25 protein-coding genes and 1 pseudogene are annotated in these 21,833 nt (G+C 50.0%); 10 read left to right on the top strand and 16 right to left on the bottom strand.

What is annotated here, in order from left to right; genetic code table 11:
• Positions 1 to 16: 16 nt before the first annotated feature.
• The 3 genes from dgcJ to OGY71_RS11795 all read left to right on the top strand — a co-directional run bounded on the left by dgcJ (position 17) and on the right by OGY71_RS11795 (position 2,640).
• Entirely contained in the window at positions 17 to 1,507 is a 1,491-nt protein-coding gene (gene dgcJ / locus OGY71_RS11805) for a diguanylate cyclase DgcJ (RefSeq protein WP_003832456.1), read from the top strand.
• 44 nt (positions 1,508 to 1,551) lie between these two features.
• Positions 1,552 to 2,055 carry a YbaK/prolyl-tRNA synthetase associated domain-containing protein gene (locus tag OGY71_RS11800; RefSeq protein WP_003832455.1) on the top strand — a complete coding sequence of 168 codons (504 nt, stop codon included), beginning with the start codon at positions 1,552 to 1,554 and terminating at the stop codon, positions 2,053 to 2,055.
• Positions 2,056 to 2,193: 138 nt separating this feature from the next.
• Positions 2,194 to 2,640 carry a DUF441 domain-containing protein gene (locus OGY71_RS11795; RefSeq protein WP_003832453.1) on the top strand — a complete coding sequence of 149 codons (447 nt, stop codon included), beginning with the start codon at positions 2,194 to 2,196 and terminating at the stop codon, positions 2,638 to 2,640.
• Here OGY71_RS11795 and OGY71_RS11790 read toward each other — a convergent pair.
• Positions 2,617 to 3,415 (bottom strand): annotated as a pseudogene (locus OGY71_RS11790) (AraC family transcriptional regulator). The gene OGY71_RS11795 and the pseudogene OGY71_RS11790 sit on opposite strands and share 24 nt — an antisense overlap.
• 99 nt (positions 3,416 to 3,514) lie before the next feature.
• On the opposite strand from OGY71_RS11790, the gene OGY71_RS11785 reads away from it, so the two are divergent.
• Positions 3,515 to 4,702 (top strand): CynX/NimT family MFS transporter, encoded by a 1,188-nt coding sequence (locus OGY71_RS11785; protein WP_003832449.1) that lies wholly within the window; start codon positions 3,515 to 3,517, stop codon positions 4,700 to 4,702.
• A 37-nt stretch (positions 4,703 to 4,739) separates the two neighbouring features.
• On the opposite strand, the gene OGY71_RS11780 is transcribed toward OGY71_RS11785, so the two are convergent.
• Positions 4,740 to 5,447, bottom strand: a complete 708-nt coding sequence (locus tag OGY71_RS11780; RefSeq protein WP_003832447.1) for a CTP synthase C-terminal region-related (seleno)protein — start codon at positions 5,445 to 5,447, stop codon at positions 4,740 to 4,742.
• Positions 5,448 to 5,645: 198 nt separating this feature from the next.
• Between OGY71_RS11780 and OGY71_RS11775 the strand changes: the two genes are divergently transcribed.
• The gene (locus OGY71_RS11775; protein WP_003832445.1) at positions 5,646 to 5,993 is read left to right on the top strand and encodes a DUF488 domain-containing protein; all 348 of its coding nucleotides are present in this window, start codon (positions 5,646 to 5,648) and stop codon (positions 5,991 to 5,993) included.
• A gap of 7 nt (positions 5,994 to 6,000) precedes the next feature.
• On the opposite strand, the gene OGY71_RS11770 is transcribed toward OGY71_RS11775, so the two are convergent.
• Positions 6,001 to 6,249, bottom strand: coding sequence for a putative hemolysin (locus OGY71_RS11770; protein ID WP_003832443.1), 249 nt, complete (start codon positions 6,247 to 6,249; stop codon positions 6,001 to 6,003).
• A gap of 185 nt (positions 6,250 to 6,434) precedes the next feature.
• Between OGY71_RS11770 and OGY71_RS11765 the strand changes: the two genes are divergently transcribed.
• The 3 genes from OGY71_RS11765 to yoaJ are packed head-to-tail and all read left to right on the top strand — an operon-like array spanning position 6,435 to position 7,683.
• Positions 6,435 to 7,460: a sensor domain-containing diguanylate cyclase gene (locus OGY71_RS11765; RefSeq protein WP_003832442.1), complete on the top strand. Its 1,026-nt coding sequence runs from the start codon at positions 6,435 to 6,437 to the stop codon at positions 7,458 to 7,460.
• Between the two features lie 47 nt (positions 7,461 to 7,507).
• Positions 7,508 to 7,606 carry a YoaK family small membrane protein gene (locus OGY71_RS11760; RefSeq protein WP_032941789.1) on the top strand — a complete coding sequence of 33 codons (99 nt, stop codon included), beginning with the start codon at positions 7,508 to 7,510 and terminating at the stop codon, positions 7,604 to 7,606.
• Between the two features lie 2 nt (positions 7,607 to 7,608).
• Positions 7,609 to 7,683: a protein YoaJ gene (yoaJ, locus tag OGY71_RS11755; protein WP_095533175.1), complete on the top strand. Its 75-nt coding sequence runs from the start codon at positions 7,609 to 7,611 to the stop codon at positions 7,681 to 7,683.
• Positions 7,684 to 7,731: 48 nt separating this feature from the next.
• On the opposite strand, the gene OGY71_RS11750 is transcribed toward yoaJ, so the two are convergent.
• Positions 7,732 to 7,980: a GlsB/YeaQ/YmgE family stress response membrane protein gene (locus OGY71_RS11750; RefSeq protein ID WP_003832440.1), complete on the bottom strand. Its 249-nt coding sequence runs from the start codon at positions 7,978 to 7,980 to the stop codon at positions 7,732 to 7,734.
• A 362-nt stretch (positions 7,981 to 8,342) separates the two neighbouring features.
• Here OGY71_RS11750 and fdhF point away from each other — a divergent pair, with 362 nt between their 5' ends.
• On the top strand, positions 8,343 to 10,490 hold the full coding sequence (gene fdhF, locus OGY71_RS11745; protein ID WP_003832438.1) for a formate dehydrogenase subunit alpha: 2,148 nt from the start codon (positions 8,343 to 8,345) through the stop codon (positions 10,488 to 10,490).
• Positions 10,491 to 10,542: 52 nt separating this feature from the next.
• Here fdhF and OGY71_RS11740 read toward each other — a convergent pair whose 3' ends face one another.
• From OGY71_RS11740 to OGY71_RS11690, 11 genes are all read right to left on the bottom strand, one after another.
• The gene (locus OGY71_RS11740) at positions 10,543 to 11,187 is read right to left on the bottom strand and encodes a hypothetical protein (protein ID WP_003832436.1); all 645 of its coding nucleotides are present in this window, start codon (positions 11,185 to 11,187) and stop codon (positions 10,543 to 10,545) included.
• A gap of 218 nt (positions 11,188 to 11,405) precedes the next feature.
• Complete coding sequence (locus tag OGY71_RS11735; RefSeq protein ID WP_003832433.1) at positions 11,406 to 11,588, bottom strand: DUF1869 domain-containing protein; 183 nt, start codon at positions 11,586 to 11,588, stop codon at positions 11,406 to 11,408.
• 3 nt (positions 11,589 to 11,591) lie between these two features.
• A complete protein-coding gene (gene yeaR, locus OGY71_RS11730; protein WP_003030735.1) occupies positions 11,592 to 11,954 on the bottom strand; it encodes a DUF1971 domain-containing protein YeaR in 363 nt (120 codons plus the stop codon).
• Positions 11,955 to 12,127: 173 nt separating this feature from the next.
• Positions 12,128 to 12,766 (bottom strand): leucine efflux protein LeuE, encoded by a 639-nt coding sequence (leuE, locus tag OGY71_RS11725; protein WP_003832429.1) that lies wholly within the window; start codon positions 12,764 to 12,766, stop codon positions 12,128 to 12,130.
• Between the two features lie 139 nt (positions 12,767 to 12,905).
• Positions 12,906 to 13,556, bottom strand: a complete 651-nt coding sequence (gene zinT / locus OGY71_RS11720) for a metal-binding protein ZinT (protein WP_003832427.1) — start codon at positions 13,554 to 13,556, stop codon at positions 12,906 to 12,908.
• A 77-nt stretch (positions 13,557 to 13,633) separates the two neighbouring features.
• Positions 13,634 to 14,149 (bottom strand): phospholipase D family nuclease, encoded by a 516-nt coding sequence (locus OGY71_RS11715; protein ID WP_149335796.1) that lies wholly within the window; start codon positions 14,147 to 14,149, stop codon positions 13,634 to 13,636.
• A 31-nt stretch (positions 14,150 to 14,180) separates the two neighbouring features.
• The gene (locus OGY71_RS11710; protein ID WP_003832423.1) at positions 14,181 to 14,768 is read right to left on the bottom strand and encodes an ATP-binding cassette domain-containing protein; all 588 of its coding nucleotides are present in this window, start codon (positions 14,766 to 14,768) and stop codon (positions 14,181 to 14,183) included.
• Positions 14,752 to 15,546, bottom strand: coding sequence for an ATP-binding cassette domain-containing protein (locus OGY71_RS11705; RefSeq protein ID WP_126956065.1), 795 nt, complete (start codon positions 15,544 to 15,546; stop codon positions 14,752 to 14,754). The genes OGY71_RS11710 and OGY71_RS11705 overlap by 17 nt, the downstream gene beginning before the upstream one ends.
• Entirely contained in the window at positions 15,540 to 16,352 is an 813-nt protein-coding gene (locus tag OGY71_RS11700) for an ABC transporter permease (protein WP_003832419.1), read from the bottom strand. The genes OGY71_RS11705 and OGY71_RS11700 overlap by 7 nt, the downstream gene beginning before the upstream one ends.
• Positions 16,342 to 17,316: an ABC transporter permease gene (locus tag OGY71_RS11695; protein ID WP_197385047.1), complete on the bottom strand. Its 975-nt coding sequence runs from the start codon at positions 17,314 to 17,316 to the stop codon at positions 16,342 to 16,344. The genes OGY71_RS11700 and OGY71_RS11695 overlap by 11 nt, the downstream gene beginning before the upstream one ends.
• Positions 17,316 to 18,938, bottom strand: coding sequence for an ABC transporter substrate-binding protein (locus tag OGY71_RS11690; RefSeq protein ID WP_197385048.1), 1,623 nt, complete (start codon positions 18,936 to 18,938; stop codon positions 17,316 to 17,318). Before OGY71_RS11690 ends, OGY71_RS11695 begins: the two co-directional genes overlap by 1 nt.
• Before the next feature lie 396 nt (positions 18,939 to 19,334).
• On the opposite strand from OGY71_RS11690, the gene OGY71_RS11685 reads away from it, so the two are divergent.
• Positions 19,335 to 21,422 carry a TonB-dependent receptor gene (locus tag OGY71_RS11685; RefSeq protein WP_286613345.1) on the top strand — a complete coding sequence of 696 codons (2,088 nt, stop codon included), beginning with the start codon at positions 19,335 to 19,337 and terminating at the stop codon, positions 21,420 to 21,422.
• A gap of 116 nt (positions 21,423 to 21,538) precedes the next feature.
• On the opposite strand, the gene OGY71_RS11680 is transcribed toward OGY71_RS11685, so the two are convergent.
• Positions 21,539 to 21,736, bottom strand: a complete 198-nt coding sequence (locus tag OGY71_RS11680; protein ID WP_003832412.1) for a hypothetical protein — start codon at positions 21,734 to 21,736, stop codon at positions 21,539 to 21,541.
• Between the last annotated feature and the right edge of the window lie 97 nt (positions 21,737 to 21,833).

Raw genomic sequence — 21,833 nt, 5'->3', positions numbered from 1 at the left:
AGGGCTGTAAATCATTATGAAATTGCATCATAAAGCGCTCAGGATCTTTATCTCCGTCAGCGTAATTGTTTTGACATCTTCTTTTTTGGTTTATGAGCTCATTGCCAGCGATAAAGCAATGAATGCGTACATGCGCTATATCAATGAGAAAGCCGACTCCTCGTTTCTCTATGATAAGTACACAAATCAGAGCATCGCAGCCCATCTGATGCGCACATTTTCGTCCCCTCAGGGGCCTGCTTCTCTCGAACAGCAAAAAGCACTTTGCAACGCTTTCGACAGCGTTAACGGCACTCATGGGCTCAATCTCACTAAGCGTAACTATCTGCCATTACACGGTACGTTGCAGACCACCTCAACAAAATGTAGCGAACAACTTGATGACATTTTTCTGCTGCCCTCTTTTGACCGGGCGGTCAATGTTAATCGCCAGCAGAAAGATTACGGTCAGGGATTAGGGACGCTGGAGTATAAATTTCGATATTACGTCGATCTTAAAAATAACTACGTCTATTTCTATGACCTGATCGACTCGCGGAAATTTGCGATACACAACTGGTCGTTTTTGCAAAAAGGCACGCTGGGAATCGACCAGAATGATATTGACGGTATTTTTACTGGCCGCACGGTGATCTCCAGTATTTATGAAGATAACCTGACCGAGAAAAAGGTGATGAGCTTTTTAACACCGGTTTACTACGCCAATAAGCTAAAAGGCGTGGTGATGGTGGATATTAACAAAGAGAATTTACAGAATATTTTCTATACCAGCGACCGTCCTCTCGTCTGGCGTTATCTTAACGTAACCGTCTCTGATACCAGTTCAGGTAAAGAGATCCTCGTTCATAAAAGTGAAACCGATCTGTTCCGCTATGTTCACTATGAGAAGGACATACCTGGCGGTATACGTATCACCCTCTCACTTGATGTTATGTACTTTATTGTCTCGTCCTGGAAGATATTCGCGTTCTATCTACTGGCAACGATATTGCTGTTGAATATGGTCAGAACGCATTTTCGTTTGTATCACAACGTCACACGGGAAAATGTCAGTGACGCGATGACCGGGCTCTACAACCGTAAAATTTTAACGCCAGCGCTTGAGCAGCGTTTGCAACAGTTGGTGAACACGGGAACGCTCGTGACCTTTATCGCCATTGATTGCGACAAACTAAAAGTTATTAATGATACGTTGGGGCATAAGGAAGGCGATCGCATTATCACCATTTTGGCCAAAGCTATTCAAACGTCCATTCGCAAAAGCGACTATGCCATCCGCCTCGGTGGCGATGAGTTTTGCATTATCCTCATCGATCACCCCAGTGAATTAACGCCCCGCCTGCTGGAGAGGATTCGCTATAACTTACAAATTATTGCGCAAGATAGATCAATCAGCTTCTCTGTCGGAATTTATAATATGCAGCCAAACGACACCATTGATGATGCCTACAAAGCATCTGATGCACAGCTCTACCTGAACAAACAGAAAAAACGCACCGATGCGTAATCATTTTTCTGACAGGATTTTCATTGTTGTACCAGGAGTAAGTCATGACGGAAGTAAACAAAGGTAACGCAACGCACCAGCGTTTAATCTCCCTGTTGTCAGAACACGGTGCGACCTACCGCGTAGTCAGCCATGAAGCCGTAGGCAAATGTGAAGCTGTCTCTGAAATTCGCGGTACCGCACTGGGTCAGGGTGCAAAAGCGCTGGTCTGCAAAGTAAAAGGCAACGGCGTCAATCAGCATGTTCTGGCGATCCTCTCTGCCGATCAGCAGGCGGACCTGAGCCTGTTGGCCAGCCATATTGGCGGGTTGAGAGCGTCACTTGCCAGCCCGGCGGAGGTAGATGAACTAACAGGCTGCGTATTTGGTGCTATCCCACCGTTCAGTTTTCATCCGAATCTCAAGCTGGTCGCCGACCCGCTGTTGTTTGAGCGTTTTAATGAAATTGCGTTCAATGCCGGAATGCTGGAAAAATCCGTGATCATGGATACCGCAGATTACCTGCGCATCGCGAAACCGGAATTAATCCCGTTCCGCAGAGCGGAATAACTGCCCAAGTTAGCAGTAAAAAACATCGCTTCGTGCGTTAGCCCAAAAAAAATCATAATCATTAAAAAAAGCCTGTTCCGTCACGCGTTTACGCGTACAGTAAGCAGGCTTATTTTTTCTTTTGGCAAGGAAACTACGATGTTTGATGTCACTCTGCTGATCCTGCTCGGACTGGCAGCTCTGGGCTTTGTCAGCCACAACACCACTGTCGCTGTTTCAATTCTGGTGCTGATTATTGTCCGTGTTACCCCTCTGAATACCTTCTTTCCCTGGATTGAAAAACAGGGCCTAACCGTCGGGATTATAATTCTGACCATTGGCGTCATGGCGCCGATCGCCAGCGGAACGCTACCGCCCTCCACGCTCATCCACTCCTTTGTGAACTGGAAATCACTGGTTGCTATTGCCGTTGGGGTATTTGTCTCCTGGCTTGGCGGACGCGGCGTTACGCTAATGGGCAGCCAGCCTCAGCTTGTTGCTGGTTTACTGGTGGGCACGGTACTGGGCGTGGCGCTGTTTCGCGGTGTGCCTGTGGGGCCGCTTATTGCGGCAGGTCTGGTCTCATTGATTGTTGGGAAGCAGTAGCCAGCCCGTTCAGATAACGGCCTGGTGTCTGTCCCAGGCCTTTTTTGAACATAGTGATAAATGCCGTGGTCGAATCGTACCCGAGCATTTGCGCGACCTGTTGTACATTGCGACCATCAATTAACGCCTGCAGCGCCAGAATCAGCTGGAGCTGGTGACGCCAGCGTCGAAAACTCAACCCCGTTTCTTTGACGACCAGGCGAGCAAGGTTACGTTCACTCATCGCAAATACGCTGGCCCATTGTCCCAACGTCTGCCATTGTGCAGGCTCTCTCGCCATCGTTGCGACCATTCTGCGAATTTTCGGGTGATCGGAAACCGGCAACTGCATTTGCTCCTGGGGTTGCTGCGGCAGTTCATCAAACAACACCTGCGTCAGCCGCTGGGTTGCCGGCTCCAGCCGTTGGGCATCCGTTTTGGATGCCAGCGCCAGAATAAGCTCCCGGCACAACGGAGCAATTTTCAGCGTGCAGCAACGATCGGGCATCACGACGGCCTGCGGCTCAATAAACAAAAAGCATAATTGTGCGCCAACGGTAACGTGGTTGCTGTGTGGAATTTCACCGGGGATCCACACCGCATATTGCGGGGGCACCATCCACATAGCATTTTCAACCTCACAAGTGATCGCGCCATGCAACGCCAGAATCAATTGGCCTTTACGGTGATGATGCAGCGGACTAAAAAGTTCATCTTCCCGGGCCTGAATACAAAACGCCACGGCCGCATCGTGGTGAAGATCCGGTTCATATCCATCCAGCCTCAGTCCTAACATAAAAATGTCCGATTTAAGCGATAAACTGTCATTTTAGCTTGATTCATCCATTGTGTAAAAACGCTAAGGTATCGCCTCGCCTGACGATATGAGAAAAAAATGACAAATACTCCTTCCTCCCGTGGCAAGAACGCAGCGTTGCTGATCGCGGGGATCCTGATGATTGCCACCACATTGCGCGTCACCTTTACCGGAGCTGCCCCGTTGCTGGATGCAATTCGCGCCGATTACGGTCTGAGCACTGCCCAGACGGGGCTTCTGACCACCCTGCCACTGCTGGCTTTCGCACTGGTTTCACCTCTGGCTGCCGCCGTTGCGCGCCGTTGGGGTATCGAACGCAGCTTGTGTGTCGCTATGCTACTGATTTGCGCTGGTATTGCGATACGTTCGCTGCCCTCACCAGGGTTCCTGTTTAGCGGCACCGCGATCATTGGTTGCGGAATCGCCTTGGGCAATGTGCTTTTACCCGGACTGATTAAGCGTGATTTTGCTCAGCATGTGGCGAAACTCACTGGCGCATACTCACTGACCATGGGCGCGGCAGCGGCACTGGGTTCCGCCATTGTGGTACCGCTGGCGTTGAACGGGTTTGGCTGGCGCGGTGCGCTGATGGTACTGATGGCCTTTCCGCTACTGGCGCTGATTATCTGGTTACCCCAATGCCGCCAGACGGCCAATGCCAGCTTGAGCAACTCGCGCGCGCTGCATTCCCGCGCGATCTGGCGCTCCAGCCTCGCCTGGCAGGTGACGCTGTTTCTGGGGATCAATTCGCTTATCTACTACGTCATCATCGGCTGGCTGCCCGCTATTTTGATCAGTCACGGCTACAGCGAGTCGCAGGCCGGTTCACTGCATGGTTTACTGCAGCTGGCGACCGCCGCGCCGGGATTATTGATTCCTCTCGTCCTGAACAGATTTAAGGATCAGCGCGCCATCGCCGCTCTGGTTTCATTAATGTGCGCCGTCGGCGCGGCGGGATTCGCCATAATGCCCGACCAGGCATTGCTATGGACCATCCTGTTTGGCTTTGGCTCGGGCGCGACGATGATCCTCGGCTTGACCTTTATTGGCCTGCGCGCAAGCTCAGCGCATCAGGCTGCTGCCCTCTCCGGCATGGCACAGTCTGTCGGATATTTACTGGCGGCCTGCGGACCACCACTGATGGGGAAAATTCACGACCTCAACGATAGCTGGCTGATTCCTCTTGGCGGGGTCGCCGTGTTAGCGATGCTGATGGCGGTATTTGGTTTGTGCGCGGGGCGCAATCGGGAGATCGCGAGCGCATAATGCACAGGGCAGGTTCGTGAACAACCTGCCCGTTTTTTTATCCGCGCGCGGCGCGCAGCATCGCCTGAACTAACGGCACGGGTTTTCCCGCCAGCGCTCCGCGTTCATGTTGAAAGAGCGTGCCAACATAAAATGGATGCGTCACCAGCTCAATGGCACGAATATCACCAACCTCATCCCAACCGGTCACCCGAAGATCGCCGCTTTCAAGCTCGGCGGCAAAATCCTCCGATACGCCATAGTTGCAGTGATATCCCTCGGTGATAACATCCCGCCCGTAGGCTTTGGCAATCAGCGTATTGGCCCGCAGCTCAATATCATCCGTTTTTTCTACCAGCGAGCAGGTCAATGGTGCTATCACCATTCGACCCGTGGTGTCCGTCTCGGCGTGGCCGGCATCGCTCCAGCCCAGCACGTTGCGGGCGTACTCCAGAATCGCATGCTGAAAGCCGCCGCAGGTACCCAGGAATGGGATGCTGTTTTCACGCGCGTAGCGTATCGCTATCAGCGCCCCTTCAAGATGGCGATATGGACTGCCTGGAACGACCCAGATGGCATCATAGCCAATCAAGTCCTCACTGCTGTTGATATCAGATGTAGTTAGCCAGTCGTAATCGGCCACTAATTCCAGAACGGCGGCAGCATCATCGATAGCAAGGGGAATAGCCTGGTGCGCCACAATATCGGGGCTGTAATCACCCACCAGCGCAATGCGAAGCGTATCTTTAATTGGGGAAATTTCCATTAAGCTTTCCTTGTGTCCTGACAATAAGGGACAGCATAAGGAGCCTCAGCCTACCGACTTTTTAGTGGTATCACAATCCCTTAAATTGGGAGTCAGGACAGGCAAAATGCTATAATGGTCACGTTTTACGATCTTATTTAACCGTAATAAAGTTGATGATAAATACCTGAGCGGTAGCTGAAAGGAGCGGATGAAGAGATGAAGATTCAGTGTAAACGTGTGTATGACCCGGCAGAAAAAAGTGATGGTTACCGCGTGTTGGTCGACCGGTTGTGGCCACGCGGGATAAAAAAGACTGACCTTGCTTTCAACGAATGGAACAAAACGCTGACGCCATCCTCTGAATTGCGCAAAGCATTCCACGCAGAACTGATCGATTTTTCACACTTTTCCGAGCAATATCGCGCAGAGCTGGCCCAACAGCAGCAGGAAGGAAAGCGCCTCGCAGAGATTGCCCGACAGCAAACCTTAACGCTACTGTATGCAGCGAAAAATACCCAGCAAAACCACGCACTGGTGCTCGCTGAGTGGCTACGTCAATGCTGACCGCGTATTACTTGGCCGTTGCCGGATGATCTCTACGCCAGAGTGACCATTCATCAATTACTTCCCCGTTGGGTAGTTTGCAGTCAGACTTAACACCTTGCGGAGTCTGCACCGCAATCAACGAGCCGCCCTTTTGTTCGCAATACACCGATGCTGGATTCGCCATGCCAACTTTCGGTGGCACAGGCGCTTCCGGTTCCGTGGTACACCCCGCCAGCACCAGCAAGCCGGGCAAAAAAATAGATGCCAGTTTCATATTTACTCCTGTTAAAAACCTTATCCTGGCAGGTTACCCCGACTTTCCATCTATCTCCATGTTTTCCTGTCAGCTATCCATTTTATGTTTACATTCTGAGCTGGATGGCGTGTTTCATCTTTCACCTCGATGTTCTATCATGCGGGCAACGTCAGCCCAATCATTACTCAGGAGCATTTCACCTCATGTCGGACATGATCCTTGCCAGAGTCTCACAATCCTTAGCTACGGAGCAGTCAGTTGAGAGTCTGGTTCGCCAACTTCTGGAGATGCTGGAGATGGTGACTGAGATGGAATCAACCTACCTGACCAAGGTCGATCTGGATGCCCGTCTGCAGCATATTCTGTATGCGCGTAATAGCCGCCAAATGCAGATCCCCGAAGGGCTATCCGTGCCGTGGGATGAAACGCTGTGCAAACGCGCGATTGAGGAAAACTGTCTGTACAGTGACAACGTGCCCGCACGCTGGCCGGAATGTACCGCTGCTCGCGCACTGGACATCACCACCTTTCTAAGTACTCCCGTTCATCTTCCGGACGGAACGTTTTACGGTACACTCTGCGCTACCAGCCGCCGTCAGCAGGCACTGAGCCAACGTGGAGAACAAGTATTACATCTGTTTGCCGGTCTGATCGCCCAGTCGATTCAAAAAGAGTCGCTGGTTGCTCAGTTACGTGAAGCGAACGCCGCGCTGATTGCTCACTCCTACACCGATGCCCTGACAGGGTTACCGAATCGGCGCGCAATTTTTGAAAATTTGGAGACCCTTTTTTCGCTTGCCCGCCACCTCAGGCAGAAGATAGTTGTTGCCTATATCGATTTGGATGATTTCAAACTGATTAATGACCGCTTTGGCCACGAGGTTGGTGACCAGTTCCTGATCCAGATTGGGCAGCGCCTGCTCCGTGAATGTAGTGATAATGACATTCTCGGTCGACTGGGCGGTGACGAATTTTTAGTCGTTCGCCTGTCAGCGGAAGATGAACTTGATCAGCTTATGCGTCTGCAGCAGGTGAAAAATCAGCTGCAACAGCAGATTTGCGGTGACTACCACCTGGGTGATATTCACCTGTATTATCCTGGTGCCAGTCTGGGTGTGGTGGAAATTGATCCGCTGGAGACTGATGTAAACTGTGCGCTTCATCTTGCAGACAGCGCAATGTATCAGGATAAAAAGCGTCAGGATAAAACCCCTTTTGTCGTACATTAAGCCCTGCTATGCTGGCTCGTCTTTAAATAACTCTGGTAGATAATCGTATGCGACTCGGTATTATTTTCCCTGTCATTATTTTCATTTCCGCTGTCGTTTTCTTATCCTGGTTTTTTATTGGCGGCTACGCTGCGCCGGGAGCATAACGATGAAAAAAACAACGATTATTATGATTGGCGTGGCGATCATCGTGGTTCTGGGCACGGAACTGGGGTGGTGGTAACCAAAATAAAGGCCACTTATCAGTGGCCTCTATTGTCTGTATGTTTACTTAGCTTTTGATTTTTCTGTAGATAAACAACACCACAATCGCACCGATAACCGCTACGACGAAACTGCCGAAGTTGAAACCATCAACTTTACCAAAACCAAAGAAGGTACTGATCCAGCCACCCACTACCGCACCGACAACCCCTAAGATAATGGTCATAAAGAATCCGCCGCCATCTTTACCCGGCATAATCCATTTTGCCAAAATCCCAGCGATAAGACCGAAAACCACCCATGAAATAATGCCCATAATTTTCCTCACTTATGTTTTTTAAATTAACGATTCACTCGTTGTATAAAAGCATAGCATAGCGCTGAAAAATTAAAATTTGTGATCGTCATCACTTCATATTTTCATCTTTTTCCGATGTTTCATAAGGTTATGACTGCTGACCGGTAGGCTAAATTTTTGCCGCTCCTCGTCATTAATGTCGAATCGTCAGTCATTATGCTCAACGCTTTTGCCGTCAGCCCCGTTATTGCTGGGTTTTCACTTCTGGCACACTTTATGCTTTAACAACCCGTCGCTACGACAAATCGTAGTCCGCGGTGCTTATCGCGTGGCTGCGTCTACAATTCGCGCTATTTCAGCATTTAACAGGTCTGTTATTGATGAAAAAAATCACCAGTGTTTGCCCATATTGTGGGGCCGGGTGCAAGCTCAAGCTTGTTGTCGAAAATAACAAAATCATCCGTGCCGAAGCCGCAGAGGGTGTAACGAACCAAAATCAGTTATGCCTGAAAGGCTATTATGGTTGGGACTTTCTTAACGACACTCGCCTCCTGACTCCCCGTCTGACTCGCCCGATGATCCGTTATGAAAAAGGTGGCAAATTCACGCCCGTTAGCTGGGATGAAGCCATTCGTTACACCGCAAAACGCCTGTCTGAAATCAAAAAAACCTATGGTCCTCGCGCCATCATGACCACCGGCTCCTCCCGGGGAACCGGAAATGAAACTAACTACGTGATGCAAAAATTCGCACGTGGTGTACTTCATACCAATAATGTCGATTGTTGTGCCCGCGTCTGTCACGGTCCTTCCGTTGCCGGATTACAAGAAACGTTAGGCAATGGCGCCATGAGCAATTCCATCAGCGACATTGAAAATTCAAAATGTCTGCTGATCTTTGGTTATAACTGCGCCGACTCGCACCCAATCGTAGCCCGCCGGGTAATTAAAGCTCGCCAGAACGGCGCAAAAATCATTGTCTGCGACCCACGTCGTATTGAAACCGCTCGTATTGCTGACCAACATTTGCAGTTGAAAAACGGTTGCAACATGGCTCTGGTTAATGCCTTTGGTCATGTTCTTATCGAAGAGCAACTCTACGATCGCGAGTATGTGCAAAAGCATGCGGAAGGGCTGGAAACATACTGGGAAACCGTTAAAGACTATGCGCCTGAAGCGGTTGAACATTTGACCGGCGTTCCCGCACAGCAGGTTCGTCAGGCAATGCGTACATTTGCCGCAGCACCATCGGCAACCGTAATGTGGGGGATGGGCGTCACTCAGTTTGGTCAGGCTGTTGATGTGGTTCGCGGTTTATCGAGCCTGGCGTTGTTGACCGGGAATCTGGGTCGCCCTAACGTCGGCGTTGGTCCGGTGCGCGGGCAAAATAACGTGCAGGGTGCGTGCGATATGGGGGTACTACCTAACCAGTTCCCGGGATATCAGGACGTGACCGATTCCGCAGTCAGGGAAAAATTCGCCAGCGCATGGGGCATTGACGTTAATCAGATGGATGACAAGGTTGGAACGCGCATCACTGAAGTTCCACACCTGGCTATCGAAGGCAAAATAAAAGCCTACTACATCATGGGAGAGGATCCGCTGCAAACCGAGGCCGACCTGGGCCTGGTCCGCGAAGGGTTTAACGCGCTCGATTTTATCGTCGTGCAAGACATCTTCATGACTAAGACAGCGGAAATGGCCGATGTTCTCCTGCCCGCCACCTCATGGGGCGAACATGGCGGCGTCTTTACCTGCGCCGATCGCGGCTTCCAGCGTTTTGAGAAAGCGATTGAACCCACCGCTGATGTAAAACGTGACTGGGAGATCATCAGCCTTTTGGCCAGCGAAATGGGCTATCCAATGCAGTATCAAAATAACCAGCAAATCTGGGATGAGATGCGCGAGCTGTGCCCACTGTTCTACGGCGTGACCTATGAGAAAATGGGGGAAATGGGGCATGTTCAGTGGCCATGCCCGGATCTCGATAGTCCTGGTACGCCATACCTTTACGCACACAGCCAGTTTGATACCGCCAACGGCAAAGGCAAACTGTTTGCCGCACCGTGGCGAGCGCCCGCAGAAGTTCCGGATGACAATTATCCGCTGGTACTGTGTACCGTGCGTGAGGTTGGGCATTACTCCTGTCGCTCTATGACCGGTAACTGCGCAGCGTTACAAGCGTTGGCTGATGAACCAGGATATGTGCAAATCAATACCCATGATGCCGAAAAACTCGGTATCCGTCATCGTGATCTGGTGTGGGTCAGCTCGCGTCGGGGTAAGGTCATCAGCCGTGCGGATGTATCCGAGCGCATCAATTCCGGAACGGTTTATATGACCTATCAATGGTGGATTGGTGCATGCAACGAGTTGACCCAGGATAACCTCGATCCAATCTCGAAAACGCCGGAAACCAAATATTGTGCCGTAAATATCGAGCACATTAGCGATCAGAGATGGGCTGAAAAGTATGCCGCTCAATCGTATAGCGACATGAAATCACGCTTATGTGAGGCCATTGCGTAATTCTCCACCATCGCCACCTGAGTCTGGTTACCCAGACTCAGGTCTTATCTCATTACTTTACCAAGTGAGGTTCACTGAAACGGATGGAGGCAGATTCCTCCTGCATATCCCGCTGCATAAAACCGAGGTTCATCAGAAACAGGCCAGCCATAAACGGCAGTTCGTACAATTCTTCAATCATATCGCCATATTGGGCATTGTGCAGGAAGATGGGAGCCAGCAGACGATGATGCTCTACCGTATCGGAAATCAAAAATGCGCAGGCGGTGTTCGCCAGCAGCCAGAGCGGTAGCGGTTCATTACGCACGCGTCGGACAATATCCAGGCGTAAGCGCTTCGACAACAGCACCGGCAGAATAATCATGGAAATCATTACAACAGAGATAGCTCTGAACAGAAGTTTAGGCTGCTCCGGGAAATAGTCGCGGCCCCAACTGGTGCTTCTCCCCAGCAATACCAACCACCACGCGGCTGCCCAAAGCCAAAATTGCTTCTCGCCTTCAGGTCGTGATAAAGGCCGGATATAGCCAAGGGTAAATACCGCACCAAACAGTAGCCATAGCGCCTGCCCATTTTCGATCCATCTGACGACAGTGCCGTTAAGCAGCGGAAGATTCCAGTTCGCGGTGAACGGGATCGCCACAATGACCAGTCCTAGAATAAGTGTGGGGAATGTAATTTGGGTATTCAGTTTCATAAGCGCGATGTTCTGTATTGTTACTTTTTTGCGATCATAACTCCTGTGAATGATCGACAATTAGCATTCAATGCGGATTTCTTAAGGTATTCTTAAGGAATCTTTTTTCGGACATCACTACGTTCAACACAAATAAAATAACCGCACAGCGCCTTCAAAACGCTGTGCGGTTAGTACATTAAAATTCTTTGTATTCAATCAGTAAGAGTATTTAATACCTACCATCCGCAGACTTCATGCTCATTCTCGGTATCGTACGAACGAACGGTATTGACCAAGTCTTTGACCACTTCTGCTGCCACATCCGGCACCAGTAATGTCATCGGCGCTTCTGTTTCATAATCAACAGAAACACCGTTGCTGTTATTGGTCACGGTTACGGTATAGGTTGCTTTGCCCATGATTTACTCCTTGCCGGTGCGCACGACTTTTCGTTGATTTGCACTCTCCATCAGAACTTCCGGGGCAACGAAAAAATCGATATTAAAGTAAGTGTCGTCGGTCATCACTTCGATGTTATGCCATTTTTCCGGCGGAAAAACGCCAAACTGACCGGCTTCAATAACCATCACCTCTACTGGTTCCGGACTGTGTTCATCGGCGTATCCGAGATATTTGACCGCCCCCTGCATAACCGAAAGTCGTGGATAAACCCCAGCACGAGTTCCTTTATCAAGGTGGCGTTCGAAAATTCCGGCAGGCGCGGTTTCTTTGTTCCAGAATGGTGTAGAGCGTGTATGGATATGATTCTGTGGAATTTGAAGCATTTTTCTTCCCTTTTCCAGTCGACAACCAGCGAGTCTTATTGAATCGCTGCTGTACACAGGGTACGCCTCAAAATATACATTTAAAATACCATTTATTGGTTATAACCCTACAATTATAAATGAAAAGCAAAGCGTCATATTGAAGGCCCGCCGCAACCAGCGGGCCATTGGCATCACGACTGAAGCGTGGCCAGACGAGCGGCAAAACCAACGAAAATCAGGCCGATTAGGGAATTACCCACTTTGGCCAGTTTTTTCTTCGTGCGAATATACTGCGTCACAAACGCACCGGAGAAAATAAGGAAGCTCAGATAGAAAAAGCTCACTACTTCAAGCGTAATGGCCAAAATAAAGAATGACAGCCCTGAGTGCGGTGCATTGACATCAATAAACTGCACAAAGAACGAAACATAAAACAAAATAGCTTTGGGATTCGTCAGGCTCAGAATTAATGCTCGCTTAAAAATAGCGCCAAACGGGACTTCCTCAGGTGCGGCGTCGCTTGCTTTCGATTTCAGTGTCGCATACAGGATCTTCGCACCTAGGTACAGCAGATAAAACGCGCCAAGATAGCGAACGATATTGAACAAAACAGGCGTTGTTTTGATCAATGCGGCAACACCGGCATAGGCCAAAAACATCAGCACGGCATCACCGATAAACACACCGCTTGCGGCGAGATAACCACCCTTCACTCCCCGACCGACGCTGTTCTTCAACACAAATATCGTATTTGGCCCCGGTACCAACACGATAAAAATGGCTCCCACCAGATACGTCCAGTAATTCAGAACTCCATACTCTGCGAACACGTTAACCTCTTCCTGAAAAAACACATGCACTTGCTGCGATACAATATGCTAACGAATGCATCGGGTGATGGAAAGAAAAGGTTATGAATTAAAAAACCCGCCACTGGTGACGGGTGTGTACAGATAAGGTTAGCCCGGATTAATGGTGCAGCATCTCATCCACAACCTCTTCTCCCTTCAACTGATAAGGGTAATAGGTAGGCCAGTTTTCCATCTCTTCAAGCAAAGCTGCCTGCGAGGTATTTCCCATAAAGATATGGAAGTGGCTCGATTTACGCGGCGCGATAATATGATCGCTAAATTGCACATATTTTGGCGCTTTGCTGTCAGCAGCTTTACACTCAAACAGATACCGTACACCTTTCTTGCCTGATTTATAATTCAGGATCTTATATCCGGCATAGTCGTATTTACATGATGCAACCTGATTCCCGGTATGAAACTCCATCACGCCATTTTCAATACCGATAGTGTCTACGTTGGTTGCATAGCCTGTACGGTAATACGCTTTGATTTGTTCTGCCGTTTTGCTTTTATCTTTCTCCGCTTTCTTTTTGAACACCGGATCAAGCTCGCCGCTGACCAGATACGGATAGACAGATTGCCACATGCCATCCCAGTCGGTCAGCGCCCTGTTCTGCACCTGGTTGTCATCAAATACCCCTTCAGACGCCTTTTGTTCTGCTTCACTCATTGGCGCACCATGGGAATGATGACCATGCGCCAGAACCGAACTACTGACTAAAAGCATCCCCAGAGCGATTGTCAGTTTCTTAAAACGAATAGCCAAAATTTCACCCTCAAATCAATTGCGAGTGAAATGTTATAATATAACATCACATTTAAATCAACGGCGTTGTGAAACATTTAACCGCTCTGGTGCGCGATTTTCCAACGGCTGTCAAAATGGGCCTGATACTGCGCAACAACGGCAGGTTCGTCACGAATAACTAACACATTTTCAGAGTTAGCAAATTCTGCGGATTTGGCAAAGTTGAACGAACCGGTTTCCAGCGTGTCGCCATCAATAATCATTACCTTGTCATGCTGGATGTGGTAGTGACCATCCAGTTGAACATCAACCCCATTCGCGGCAGCAAAAGCGATGGCCTTCTGGCTCACCTTACCCTGGTTTCGTTTCTTATCGATAACAGCCCGAACCACAACGCCTCTCTTTTCAGCGTTGACCAATGCCTGAACAATATCTGCAGACTGAAATGAATAAGCCATCATATCGATGCTGTGCTGCGCATGGTTGATTGAATCCAGCACTAAAGCCCGAGCCGACCCTTCCGGTGAAAAACCCACCTGAAAGGAAGCATGTGCTGCAAAAGCACCCGCCCCGTACATTAGCGCAGCCACAGCGATAGTTTTTACGATCACGTTAGTTATTTGCCTGAAATGCGAAAGAGACCTAAGAGAGTAGCGCTCGCGTGCAGATCTGATCAAGCAGTGCCTGCTGATGACTGATAATGAGCATACCCAATGGCCGACGCTGAGATTCTTCAAGCAGCAGCGCCCAGATATCCCGTTGAATAGAAGGATCAAGCTGGGCAGTAATTTCATCGGCAATAAGAAAACGTGTCCGCGGGTCCAGCGCGCGAAGTAAAGCAATTCGCGCCAGTTCACCACCAGAAAGTTGTCCGGGACGGCGGGTTAACCACTCTGGATTGATGTGAAGACGGGTAAGCATTGCAGCATCCGGTCGCCATGCATCATACACCGCATCACCGGTGCTGCGTCGGGGGTTAAAAGTTAATTCCGGATGCTGTGGCACCAGTTGCACCGGGCAATACTGGTGCATCGGCAAAGGTTGGTCATCAACCAGAATGTCACCGGAAGTTGGTTTCTGCCAGCCCGCCAGCACGCGTCCCAGCGTCGTTTTGCCAGTTCCACTGGGCGCACAAATCCCAATACGTTCTCCAGGGCGTAGAGAAAAGGTCAGATTTTGCCACAGAACCTTTTCCCCCTGACGGATTGTTACATCACGACAGCACAGCATCGCGCTCTCCAAAAAGTTGATTTCTTTCAGGCAGCGCCCGCCATTGTCGTTGCAGGTGTTCGCTAATCTCTCCGCGTAACAGCTGTTCCCGGCTGACGTTATCCGACACCCTTCCCTGATGCAGAGCGACAATACGATCCGCATGGCGGGCCGCCAGCGTGAGGTCATGCGTTACCCATAAAACGCCAGCCCCTTGCTCACATTGCTCACGCAACTGTTCAAGCAGTTGATTAGCGAGAGGTGCATCAAGCCAGGCGGTAATTTCATCCGCCAGAATATAGCGAGCCTGACTCAGAGACGCGTGACAGGCCAGAACACGTTTTGCCATACCGCCTGAAAGCTGACGCGGAAAAGCATCTAATACGCGACTTTCCAGTCGGCTACGCTGGAGCAATCGTTCAATTTTTCCGGCACTCCATTGCTGGTCAGAAAGCTGGCATGCCCTGCGCAGATGCTTTTCAATCGAGAGCAGCGGGTTAAGTGCCTGAATACCTTGCGGGACGTAGCTAAAGGTATTGCCACGACATTTGCGAATGTCATCACTGTCCAGCGTTTTACCTTCCAGGGTAATAACGCCGTTGAAACGCAAATTGTCTGGTAAGAGATCGAGCAGACATTGCAGCAATAGGCTTTTACCTTCTCCACTTCCTCCAACTAGCGCCACCATCTGACCAGGCGCTACGTCGAAAGAGATATCCTGCAACAGCGAAGACCAGTTTTTCGCGCCATACCAGCGATAACGCGCCACGTCCAGTGAGACCTGCCTTAAACTCAACATGCGTCACCTCGTAACCATAAACGATGCACCGCCCTTGCGAGCTGATCGAATAACATCACCAGACTGAACAGCATCAGTCCAGGAAACAGCACTAACCACCAGTCGCCATGACTGATAAACCTCAGCGCATCCGCCAGCAGCAGGCCCAGCGACGGTTCATGCGGTGCCAGTCCAAAACCGAGGAAGCTTAACGCCGCGCTGTGCAACACTGCATGGGGAAACATCAGCAATGTTCCCGTTAGCCACTGGGGTAACAACGCCGGTAGATAGTGATGCCGCCAGCAGTAAAAATGGCCGTGCCCCAGACGCCAGGTCAACGTCAGATAGTCACTGTGGGCCACGCGCTGCGCTTCAGCACGCAGGATTAGCGCCAGACGCGGCCAGTGCGTTAGTGCAACCGCCATGATTACCCCGTTTTTCCCGCCGCCCAGCGTAAAACAGATCAAAATAAGCAATAGCAGATGCGGCATCGACAGCATGGCATCAGTTATAAGGCGCATAAGCACATCCAGACGCGGATGTATGCGCGAAACCGCCGCCATCATTAACGCAATCAAGCCACTGCACAACGCCGCACCAATACCAATTTGCAGACTGGTTAGTGCCCCCTGAAAACAACGGATCCACAGATCGCGACCAAGATTATCGGTGCCAAACCAATACATCGCATCAGGTGGAAGATGACGGGCAAGCAGATTAACGCTCAACGGATTATCCAGCATTGCGGCACCATACACTGCAATGAATAACAGGCAGCTGAAAGAGAACAAAAGACGAATTAGCGTCGGCGTCGGGTTATAGAGCATCAGGTCGCTCCAGAGCACGGTTCAACATACGGACAAGCCAGGTAGACAGCGAATTGCCAATGAACACCAGTACGGTACTGAACAACACAATCCCCATCAGTAACGGCAGATCGCCGCGTAATCCGGCATCAATGGTGGCCTGCCCCAGTCCTGGATACGCGAAGACTTTTTCGGCCAATAGTGCACCTCCCAGCAGTTCTCCCAGTGAGGCAAACTGCAAACACAGCGCAGGCGTAATTGCATGACGCAGAACCTGATGGCGTAACAGTGACCAGCCTTTATCTCCCTGGGAACGTGCAAAACGGACAAATTCGCTTTTCATTACGCTGGCGATGCTTTCCCGCGTATGAAGCGTAATTTGTCCCAGTCCCAGCAAACTGAGCGCGCAAACGGGAAGCACCAGATGGCGCAGACGCTCGGTCAGCATGGCCATATCGCCGCTGTTACCCGGCTCCCATGCGCAGCAGACCGGAAATACCGGCCAGCGCACGGCAAATAACGCCAGCAGCAACATGCCAATCCAGAAGGTCGGCAACGAGGAGAGCAGATAGCTGAGGCGACAGATTGCTTTGTCCGGCCAGCGATTCAGGTAGCGACCCGCGACAAACCCCATTGCCGTTCCCAATATGCCGGAGAGTAGCCACGCGCCGCCAAGCAGCGTAAACGAGGTGGAAAAGCGTTCCTTGATCACGCTGGCAACCGGCGCATTAAACAACATGGAATAGCCGAGATCGCCCTGCAATACCCGTAAAAACCAGTGACCAAAACGCTCCCATAGCGGCTGGTCCAATCCCCAGCGAGCAGCAATGCGTGCATATTGCTCCGGCGGCACATGCAGGAGATCGTTGCCAATATAAGCGCGAATCGGATCGACTGGAGAAAAGCTGAGTAGCACAAAAGTGCCAGCCGCAACCAGCACTAATAACACTATCAGCCGTAGAAAATGGCCCACAACAGATTTCATCAACGGCAGGTCCAGGTCCATTCGTCTAGATTATTGAGCAGTGACCAGCTACCGTGAATCTCCGGTGCGCCTTTGCCTAAATCAATACACGGATTTGCCAGGTAGGTGTGCTGAATATTCAGCAGCCATGCCCAGGCAGCATCGCCCTGCACGCCAGCCCCTTGCTTGCCATCCCACTCCACCTGTTGCCAGAAAGGCAACGCCTTTTGCCAGTCTGGGGCGTCGATAGCCTGTTTAAGATGCTGTTCAACAACAGGATTGCTGTAATAGCCTGGGTTGTAATATTCCACGCCCGCGGCCTGATTACTGTAATGATGGAAAAGCTCCATCGGATCCAGACTTCCCCAACCAAATAGTGTCGGGTTCGCATGCATGTGACGCTCAACAGTTTCCCAGCTTCCGGACTGTAGTGATACCTGAATTCCCAACGGTTCCAGCATCGCACGTACGGCCTCAGCTAAATCCCGGCGCGTACTGTCACCGCTGGCGTACCATAAAGTCAGTCGAGCCTCTTTGCCGTCTTTCACTCGCACGCCATCTTTACCTACCTTCCAGCCGGCTTCTTCCAGAATCGTACGTGCTTTTTCACTGTCACCATCTTTGAACGCAACGGATTGCCCCTGCCACGGCAGCCCCTGCACTGCGCTATACGCAGGAATCGCATGACCTTCCATGACCTGATCGGCAAGCTGCTTACGATCGATGGCATAGTTGATGGCGCGCCTGATGGCAACATCGGCCGTGATATCGTTCCCAATCGGATAGCCATTGGCATCTTTTTTACCTGCAGGAACCATCGGGAACACAATGCCCCGGTTTTCCACGCTATCGCGTACCCAAAGTTTCAAATTTGTCTGCTGAGGAGCGACCGCCATCGACGGCGCGATACGTACGAGTCCCAGTTGGCCACTGCGCGCTGCGGCATAAGCGTTATCTTCATCAAGGAAGACAAACACCAGCTTACTAAAATCATTTTTCTTACCGGCATACCAGGGGTTAGCCTCCACGATCAACTGCTGTCCCGGCTGAAAACTCACCAGCCGATAAGGACCCGCGCCAATCGGATTTTTGGCAAATGTTTTTTCGTCATACCGTTTCGCCGGAACAATACCCAAAGAACCCAGCACATTCACAAAGGTGCTCTGTGGGCTATTTAGCGTAATTTCTACCGTGCGATTATCTTTCAGGCTGGCATGGGTGAAGTTTCCCATGTCGATTTTGCCGCCGCTTTTTGCTGCTTTGTTATAGGTGAACACCACATCTTCAGCGGTTAGCGGGGAACCATCAGAGAATTTAAGGTCAGGTTTTAACGTCAATGTCCAGGTTTTGCCGTCTGCGCTGGTCTCTACTTTTTCCGTCAGCAGGTTTCCCCAGCTCATATCTGCATTTTGTTTTAATAATGGTGCATGCAAAAGCAAATAGCTGCCATGACTCCAGCCCAGCATCGGGTCAAACCCTTCCGTTGGTTCTGGTCCAATTGCCAGTTTTAACGTCTGCCCTTCGCTCGCATTTTGCGCGGCAAGAAGTGGTGAGGTTAATGCGAGAGTCAATGCGCACGTAAGCAGTGCCAGCTTGCCTTTGATCATTATGTTATCCAGATTTACGTTATTTTTATGCCGCATAACGATTTACCGTCGTTAAGCAGTCTCCTGGGGAATGGATTATGGCGGACAGAAATGATGAAAAAAATGATGCGGCGCAGAAAAGTATGACGATTTTCTAAAATTATCATACTTTTTTCTGATACTCCGTTATGAGTACGATGTGAATCTCAGAAAATAGGTTAATCCCTCGCCATTTATTCACAGGAATATTAATCCCGAACTAATAATTGCCTGTGCGGACTATTGTCCCTTCCTGCTAATTCCTTATCTAAAACTCATGACAATTTATGTATATTTATTCAAGAAAAACACCAGAAGTGACAAGTTATGTAAATTTGTAATGATAATTATTTGTATTATCATTTCCATCAATTATCTTACTGCCTTTGAATTTTTAACAAAGGAAGTTTGACTATGCGTTTAAAACCTGTTGCCTCTGTCGTTCTGTCCTGTTTAGGATTTTCCAGCCCCCTGGTATTTGCTGAAGATGTCATGGTGGTAACCGCTTCCGGTTATGAAAAGAAAATCACCAATGCCGCCGCCAGCGTCTCTGTTATTTCTCAGCAAGAGTTACAAACCAATAAATATAATGACTTAGGTGAAGCCCTGCGTTCTGTTGAAGGGGTAGATGTTGAAAGCAGCACCGGTAAAACCGGCGGTCTGGAGATCAGCATCCGTGGCATGCCTGCCAGCTATACCTTGATCCTGATTGACGGTATTCGTCAAAACGGCAGCAGCGACGTAACGCCAAACGGTTTCTCTGCCATGAATACCAGCTTTATGCCCCCACTGGCGGCGATCGATCATATTGAGGTGATCCGCGGCCCGATGTCGACGCTTTATGGGTCCGACGCAATCGGTGGCGTGGTGAATATCATCACCAAAAAAAGCACCGATAAATGGAGCACTTCCATCAATACCGGCGTTAACCTGCAAGAGAGTAATAAATGGGGTAACAGTACGGTCGCCAACTTCTGGTCAAGCGGCCCGTTGATTGCGGGCGTATTGGATATGCAGGTTCGGGGGAGCACAACCCAGCGTCAGGGTTCCAGCGTCACCTCCCTCAGCGATACCTCCTCCACCCGCGTACCTTATCCTACCGAGTCGGAAAACTATAATATTGGCACGCGTCTCGACTGGAAAACCAACGAGAACAATACGTTATGGTTAGATCTCGACTCCGCCAGACAGCGCTATGACAACGATGACGGGCAGTTGGGCAACCTGACAGGGGGGTATGATAAAACGCTACGCTATGAGCGTAACAAAGTGACCCTCGGCCACGATACAGCCTTAACGTTCGGCACCTGGAAATCCTCCCTCGGCTGGAATGAAACCGAAAACAAAGGCCGGCAATTGGTATCTTCCGCACTCACGCCAGAGAACGCAGGCCGGGCCGGTGACGCGCGTGAACTGAAGAACACCAACGTCATTCTTGACTCAGTGCTGCTGACGCCATTAGGTGATTCACACCTCTTAACCCTTGGCGGAGAATACTGGGATGCACGGATGAAAGATGGTGTGGTGCTGGCCAATACCGGCGAGACGTTCCATCAAAAAACGTGGGCAGCCTATGCGGAAGATGAATGGCATATTCTCGACTCGCTGGCCTTAACCGCAGGAACACGCTATGAGCATAACGATGTCTTTGGCGGTCATCTCAGCCCGCGTGCCTATATGGTCTGGGACGTTTCCGACGCCTGGACGCTCAAAGGCGGCGTGACGACAGGATATAAAGCACCATCACTAAGCCAGTTGCATAACGGGATCAGCGGTGTAACCGCACAGGGAACGGTGAATACGGTCGGTAACCCGGACCTCAAACCTGAGGAAAGTATCAGCTACGAAACCGGGCTGTATTACGAGAACGACGCCGGGCTTAACGCCAACATTACCGGCTTCTATACCGAATACAAAAATAAAATTGTCTCATATTCTATCGATGATAATACCAACAGCTATACCAACAGCGGCAAGGCAAGAACCGATGGCGTTGAATTTGCCAGCACCTTCCCTCTATGGTCGGATGTGCTGACCTTATCTCTCAACTACACCTACACTCAGAGCAAGCAAAAAGATGGTGACAATAAAGGCGCGCCATTAAGTTACACACCAAAACATATGGCTAACGCCCGTCTGAACTGGCAGGCAACGGAAGATATGAACGCCTGGCTCAGCGCACGTTATCGCGGCAAAGCCCCACGCTTTACCGAAAATTACGACAACCTTAGTGCGGTACAAAAGGCCGTCTATGACGATAAAGGCGCTGATTTAAAAGCCTGGGCCGTTGTCGACATGGGGATGTCTTATAAGCTGACCAAAGATCTGACGCTTAATACGGCGGTTAATAACGTGCTGGATAAAGACTTTAGTGAGGTCAAATTGTACCAGGTGGGCCGCAATAGCACCTACGCAGGTGATTATTATCAGACTGCACAATCCACTACCGGATACGTAAACCCTGGTCGTAACTACTGGGTATCTTTAAATTATCAGTTCTAATTTTATAAGATCCTGCTGGTCGGGGCACACTAATACCCCGACCAGCAGAATATTATTGAGAGAAGACACAAGATATAATCATCATCTTATTTTAACATATAAGAATATTTAAACAATTAATACAGAAATACCCCTTCCTGCACCATTAGATATAATGCCAAAACAATAATCCCGACGATACCGCCTAAAAACAGGACTGCGGCAATCGCAAGCTGATTGCGATTTGTGTTCTTCGCTTTGCTTCGCACATCCAACTTATTTTTCGCCGCTTTGTGACTTGAATCACGCTCCATCGCGAATGTTATATCTGCCATACCATTATCCAGTTGCTGTATATGAAAACACAAATAACCACCACATCGATAAGGGTATAGATTTTAAATAACAGAATCCGAGATTTGCCTCACGATA

Origin of the sequence: Citrobacter sp. Cpo109, from assembly GCF_030332565.1 — a bacterium.
Lineage (GTDB): Bacteria > Pseudomonadota > Gammaproteobacteria > Enterobacterales > Enterobacteriaceae > Citrobacter > Citrobacter portucalensis.
This window is presented reverse-complemented; position numbering and strand designations above follow the sequence as displayed.